Here is a 6,191-nt window from a genome sequence, read left to right as displayed (position 1 = left end):
GCTTGGGGGCGGGCGGGCCCCGCTCGATTTCGCGCGCCAGGGCCACCGTCTGCGGCAGCGGCGTGGTGTCCAGCTCCTCGCGCAGCAGGCGGCGGCACCGCTCGAAGGCGTTGAGCGCGGCCATGCGGTCGCCCGCCACGTAGTGCAGCCGCATCAGCCGGCGCCACGCTTCTTCCGAATACGGGTCCATGATGAGGAGCTGCTCCGCGAGCGCCAGTGCACCCGTCAGGTCCCCCCGCTTCTCCCGCGACTCCGACTCCGCCACGGCGGCCCGGCGGCGAAGCTTGTCCAACCGCTCACGCGCACCTTCCAACCATGTTTGGAATTCTGAGCAATCTTCGTATTCCAGGGCACCCAGGAGCACGCCTTCCAGCGTGAGGGCTTCCGAGTATCGCCCCTCGAGCACGTGGGCCTGGAGTTCGGCGGCGTCCGAGACAACACTCTCACACAGCGAGAGGACATCGGTGCCCTGCACCAGCTCCGCGCCGCAAGCGAGCCGCAGCCGGCGCAGCAGCTGTCGCATGTTGTTGCGCGCGGTCGTCTCTCCGGACTCTGCCCACAGGAGGCCGGCCAGGCGGTACTTCGGGTGAGGGCCTTCTAATGCCAGCCATGCGAGCACCGCCGCGGTCCGCCGCTCCAGTGGGATGCGTATGTCGCCGACCCGGAGCCGGGCTTCGCCCAAGAGTTCCAGGTGAAAGCGTTGTGTATTTACCAGGCCGTCGGCTGCCATGTCCTCCGGGATTCCTCGCATGGGCGGGGCCCTAAGGTAACACGTCCGCCGAAAACCTCCGTCACGGGTAGGGATTGCCCCAGCAGTGACAATTTTTGCGTGTGGTTTTTCCGTCACACGGCAGCTCGCCGCTCTGAGCGGATGCTGATCCAGGCTTCCGGACCCGTCACACCGTGGTCACACCTGATTCGTTATTAAAAATGCCAGACATTGCCCCGGGAGGCATCCATGGGTTGTGACAGTCAGCAGACGGACACGCAGGTGGACGTCATCATCAGCGGGTGTGGTCCGGTGGGAGCGTTGACGGGCAACCTGCTGGGTCTCATGGGTGTGCGCACCTTGCTGTTGGAGCGGGACGTGGCGCCGCACGGCGAGCCCCGGGCCTTTTCGTGCGACGACGAAGGCCTGCGCATCTACCAGTCCACCGGACTGTTGGATTTGTTGCAAAGCGACATGCGGGAAAGCCGTTTCGCGGAGTACGTGGGCGGCACGGGCAAGCGCTTCGCGGAGATTCACACCGGCGAGACGGACTTCGGCTTCGGCCACACGCCGCTGTGGTTCTTCCACCAGCCGCTGCTGGAGGGCGCGCTGCGCGACGGGCTCAACCGCTTCGAGCACGTGGAGCTGCGCAAGGGCGTGAGCGTGGAGGCCGTGGTGCAGGACTCCGACGGGGTGACGGTGCGCTACCACGACTCGTTCACGGGCGAGCAGCGCTCCATCCGCGCGAAGTACCTGCTGGCGTGTGACGGCGCGCGCAGCACCGTGCGCAAGGCGCTGGGCATCCCGATGTCGGGACGGGCCTATGGCGAGCCCTGGCTGGCGGTGTCCGGCACCGTGGTGGAAGGGGAGGTGCCGGAAATCTGCCGCTTCGTGTGCGACCCGAAGCGTCCGGCCTTCGTGGCCACCGGCGCGGTGAACCAGATTCGTTGGGAGTTCATGATGATGCCCGGCGAGACGCGCGAGCACCTGGAGAAGTCGGAGACCATCTCCGAGCTCATCGCGCCGTACGTGGACCCCAAGCGCGTGCGCATCGAGCGTGCCTCGGTCTACACGTTCCACTGCCTCAACGCGGCGCGTTGGCGCCATGGCAACGTCTTCCTGCTGGGCGACGCGGCGCACACCATGCCGCCCTTCATGGGCCAGGGCCTGGTGTCGGGGATGCGGGATGCGTCCAACCTGGCGTGGAAGCTGAAGCGCGTGCTGCACGGGCAGTCCTCCGCGTCGCTGCTGGACACCTATGAGCAGGAGCGCCGGCCGCACGTGGAGGCGGTGCAGAAGCTGTGTGTGCGGGTGGGGCACCTGTTCCTGGCGCGCAACCCCATGGTGGCCTCCGCGCGTGACGCGCTGCTGCGCACCCTTCAGCGCATCCCCCGGGTGCGCAAGTTCATCGAGGGCTTCGAGTTCAAGGAGGCCCCGGCGCACGCGAGCGGCTACTACTTCGGCGACAAGGGCGAGTACTTCATCCAGCCGCGCGTGAAGCTGCCGTCGGGTGAGGAGGTCCTGTTGGACGACACCCTGGGCAATGAGTTCACGGTGCTGTGCCGGGGCAACGCGCCGTCGGCGGAGCTGGAGGCGGCGCGCGAGCTGGCCGAGTCGCTGGGTGGCCGCATGGTGACGTTCCATCCTCCGGCGGAGGCGGTGGACGAGGCCTCCGAGGATGCACCCGCGGTGGTGGACGTCACCGGGAAGCTGGCGGACTGGTTCTCCAAGCATGCCGCGGACGTGGTGGTGCTGCGTCCGGACCGGTTCGTCTACGGCGCGGTGCGGTCGCGGCGCCTGCCGGAGCTGCGGGAGGCGCTCGGTGTGTAGGGACAGGAGCTCCGTCAGTGAGTAACTAAGTGGTTAGTTGAATTGGAACTAATCCCTTAGTAGTTTGCGCGTCACGGAGGTTCTCTCGTGACTCGCAAGCCTGAGCCCGAACTGGCTCCACGGCCGTTGACGCCGGTGGAGCTGGAGTTGATGCACATCGTCTGGCGCCTCGGTGAGGTGAGTGTGGCGGACGTGCTCGCCGCGCTGCCGCCGGAGCGCGCGCTGGCGTACACGTCCGTCTCCACGGTGCTGCGCATCCTGGAGCAGAAGGGCGTGGTGCACAGCCGCAAGCAGGGCCGTGGTCACCTGTACTCGGCGGTGTTGCCGCGCGACGCCTATGAGGCGCAGAGCGTGCGTCACCTGGTGGAGACGGTGTTCGACGGCACGCCCTCCGCGCTGGTGGCGCGGCTGGTGGAGGCGGTGCCCCTGTCCGCCTCGGACGTGGACCAGCTCCGCAAGCTGCTCGACGCGAAGGGGCGCAAGCCGTGAGCGCCGTGCTGCGTGAGCTCGCGTCGCTCTATCTGACGCAGGCGCTGCTGCTCGCCGTGGCGCCGCCGCTGGCCTGGTTGGCGCTGACGCTGCTGTCGCGGCTGGGCCGTCCCCTGTCGGCGCGGCAGTCCTTGAGGGTGGCGCGTGGCGTGTTGCTGCTCACGCTGGTGCTGCCGTTGTTGGCCGCGGCCGTGCACGCGCTGGTGCCCACCGGGCCCCGCTTCACCTTCGAGCGTTCCGTGGCGCGCCACGCGGGACGGCTGCCCGCGCCCTTGTGGGAGCCGCGTCCGGTGGCGGAGCCTGCTCGGGCTCGGGAGTCCGCGCCCGCGCTGCCGCCCGTGCTGCCCGCGGCGGCGTTGGCGCTCTTGGTGGGAGGAGGCGCCTTCATCACACGGGCGCTGGTGCGACATGCGCGCCTGCTGCGTCAGTTGGAGTCGCTGCCCCGCGTGCGCGGCGTGGGGCGTGTCGCCGTGGTGCTGGGCGAGGCGGGCATGCCGGCCTTCTCCGCGTGGTTTCCTCGCGCCGGACGTCAGCCCTCCGCGTGGGTGGTGGTGCCGCCCGCGCTGCTGGAGGATGCGGAGTCCTTCCGGCTGACGGTGCTTCACGAGCTTCAGCACCACCGCCAGCGCGACACGCACCGGGCCTTCGCGCGGCTCGTCCTCACGGGCGCCTTCTTCTGGCATCCGGGCGCATATGCCCTGTCCCAGTGGATGGTCTCACTCCAGGAGCTGGCGTGTGACGAAGCGCTGGTGGCCACTGGCCGGGCCCAGGCGCAGGCCTACGCGCGGTGCCTGCTCCAGGCGGCCTTGTCGGTGCGGCCCGAGTCCCCCCTTCCCGCCGGTGTCACCGGCATGTCCCACCCCACCACCCGGAGAATCCAGATGCTCTTCCAGCCTCGTCCCGCCCGTGCCCAGGGTGTTTCCGCGCTCCTGGCCGCGCTGTGTCTCGTCCTGGTGCCGCTCGCCGCGTTGTCGCAAGGCGTGGCGCAGGGCCGCGCGGTGACGCTCGCGGAGGCGCAGGCGCTCGCGACATCCAGCCAGCGGGAGGGGGATTTGCCGGTGGTGGTGGACGCGCACGTGCTGGCGCGGCTCAACGCGCTCACCGGTTCGGAGAAGGGCCGCGCGTTCATGAAGCGCGCGCTGGCGAACCTGGTGACGCAGCGGGAGGCGCTCTCCGCGCCGCTACGTGACAAGGGGCTGCCCGAGGGACTGCTGGCCGTGGCCGTCGTCGAGTCCGCCGCGACGAACATGCCGGAGACGGATGGCCGGCCCTCGCTGGCGCCGGGCCTGCGCGGCGCAGGCGTGTGGATGTTCATCCCGGAGACGGCGCGCCGCTACGGGCTGGAGGTGAGTGAGGCGCGCGACGAGCGGCTGGACGTGGCGCGCGAGTCCCAGGCCGCCGCCGCGCTGCTGTCGGACCTGCACGCGCGTTACGGCGACTGGCGGCTGGCGCTCGCCGCGTACAACCAGGGCAGCAAGAAGGTGGATGCCGCGCTCACCGCGGGGGGCAGCCGTGACGTGACGGCGCTCATCGGCGCCGGGCACCTCAACGACTACGCCGCCACCGTGCAGGCGGGGTTGCTCATCCTGCGCAACCCGCACCTGCTGGACTGAGGTGGGCGCGGCCTAGAAGCGGAACTGCATCCGCACGCCGCCGGACAGCCAGGCGTGGACCGTTTTGTTGTCGATGCTCTCCGACTCCGACTCGGAGACATCACCAATGATGGGCACGTTCTTCATCTCAATGCTGGAGGTCGACGACTGGTAGACGCCGGCCGCCAGCGACAGGTAGGGCCCGATGGAGAACGTGTCGTTGATGCGATAGTCGGCGCCGGCCTGGAGGGCGGCGAACTCGATGCCGCGGACGCCCGTGCCAACGGTGGCCTCCACGCCGTCCTCGCTCGAGGACACATTCAAGTTGAGCATCTCGTAGCCGATGCCCAGGCCCATCCAGGGCATGAGCTTCTCTCCCGCCCGGAAGTGGTAGGACGCGTTGATGCCGAAGCGCATCTGGTTGGCGGAGCAATTGACGTCCGAGCCGCAGTCCTCGGCGATCAGTACGGGCGCGTACTGAAAGTAGGCCCCCAGGTAGACATTCGAGTTGAAGAAGTATCCCGCCTCCACCTGCAAGGGGATGGCGCTCTTGAACACCTCGCTCATCTTGGGGGTTTCGCCGAGATCGGAGCCCGCGGCGTGCCCCAGTGGGACGCCGTAGCCCGCGCGCAGTCCCAGCGCGAAGCCCCGGTCCTCCTGGGCCTGTTCGACCTCGTCGGCAGCGAAGGCGGGAGCGGACAACATGAGGGAGAGGGTCGTGAGCTTCCAGAGCGTGCGGGGAGTGGTCATGTGAGGGTATCCAGCGTGAGGAAGGATCCGCCGTTGCGGTGGATGCGCCTGCTGACGCAAGCGTGTTGGGAAAATTCAACGGTCAGCAACCGGCCGTGTCGCCGAGTCCTGTCGAGCGCGCGGGGCGTCCTCCTCGTGGGTATCGCCACGCTGGGGGTGTACGCGTTCCAGGTGGCGTCCGGCCGCCGGCAGCTACGCGGTGGGTCGCGCGGCCTCACGCGCCGGAGACGCTTCCCAGCATCCGCAGCGCCAGCTCGGCGTGGGTCTTCGCCAGGGTCTCTACCGCGATGGGGCCGCCGGGTTCGAACCAGTGGGGGATGCGAGAGCCCATGCCGACAATCGCCGCGGCGGTGATTTTGGGATGGAGCGGGGAGAACTGCCCCTGGGCCATGCCGCGCTGGATGGCGTCTATCAACATGGCGTTGGCCTTGTCCCGCAGCGCTTGCGCGGGCGCCGCCAGCTCCAGGCTCAGCGCGTAGAACTCCTCGTTCACCACCAGCGCGAGCTGCGGATGCTCCGCGTGGACGCGCGTGTGCGCATGAACCAGCGCGCGCACCTGGTCCGCCGGCGTGGGCTTCGCGCCCTGGAACGCGGTCTCCAGTGCCTCGAAGTGGGCCTCGTGGCCAATGCGCACCAGCTCCGCGAGGACGTGGTCCTTGGCCGCGAAGTGGGCGTACAGCGCGCTGGGCCGCAACTCCAGGGCCGACGCCAGGTCCCGAATGGACGTGTCGTGATAGCCGCGGCTCGCGAAGAGCTGCAGGGCCGTCTCCAGGATGCGTCGGCGCGTGCCTTCGGGGGGGGCTGCCGCCGTGGGGGGGAGG

General features: G+C 69.2%; 6 protein-coding genes. 3 read left to right on the top strand and 3 right to left on the bottom strand.

The features are described from left to right. Positions 1-730 (bottom strand): bacterial transcriptional activator domain-containing protein (locus tag F8M74_RS36810; protein WP_194857030.1); only part of this gene is annotated, 730 nt, incomplete at its 3' end. 228 nt (positions 731-958) lie between these two features. Here F8M74_RS36810 and F8M74_RS36805 point away from each other — a divergent pair. The 3 genes from F8M74_RS36805 to F8M74_RS36795 all read left to right on the top strand — a co-directional run bounded on the left by F8M74_RS36805 (position 959) and on the right by F8M74_RS36795 (position 4,641). Beyond that, entirely contained in the window at positions 959-2,539 is a 1,581-nt protein-coding gene (locus tag F8M74_RS36805) for a bifunctional 3-(3-hydroxy-phenyl)propionate/3-hydroxycinnamic acid hydroxylase (RefSeq protein ID WP_141258986.1), read from the top strand. A gap of 87 nt (positions 2,540-2,626) precedes the next feature. Next, positions 2,627-3,028, top strand: a complete 402-nt coding sequence (locus tag F8M74_RS36800; RefSeq protein ID WP_141258985.1) for a BlaI/MecI/CopY family transcriptional regulator — start codon at positions 2,627-2,629, stop codon at positions 3,026-3,028. Further along, positions 3,025-4,641 carry a transglycosylase SLT domain-containing protein gene (locus tag F8M74_RS36795; protein WP_141258984.1) on the top strand — a complete coding sequence of 539 codons (1,617 nt, stop codon included), beginning with the start codon at positions 3,025-3,027 and terminating at the stop codon, positions 4,639-4,641. The genes F8M74_RS36800 and F8M74_RS36795 overlap by 4 nt, the downstream gene beginning before the upstream one ends. 12 nt (positions 4,642-4,653) lie before the next feature. On the opposite strand, the gene F8M74_RS36790 is transcribed toward F8M74_RS36795, so the two are convergent. Continuing rightward, positions 4,654-5,370, bottom strand: a complete 717-nt coding sequence (locus tag F8M74_RS36790) for an outer membrane beta-barrel protein (protein ID WP_141258983.1) — start codon at positions 5,368-5,370, stop codon at positions 4,654-4,656. Between the two features lie 214 nt (positions 5,371-5,584). Beyond that, the coding region (locus F8M74_RS36785) for a TetR/AcrR family transcriptional regulator (protein ID WP_240462327.1) at positions 5,585-6,191 on the bottom strand (607 nt) is incomplete at its 5' end.

The sequence above is a fragment of the Myxococcus sp. CA023 genome, from assembly GCF_010998615.1.
Classification (GTDB): domain Bacteria; phylum Myxococcota; class Myxococcia; order Myxococcales; family Myxococcaceae; genus Myxococcus.
This window is presented reverse-complemented; position numbering and strand designations above follow the sequence as displayed.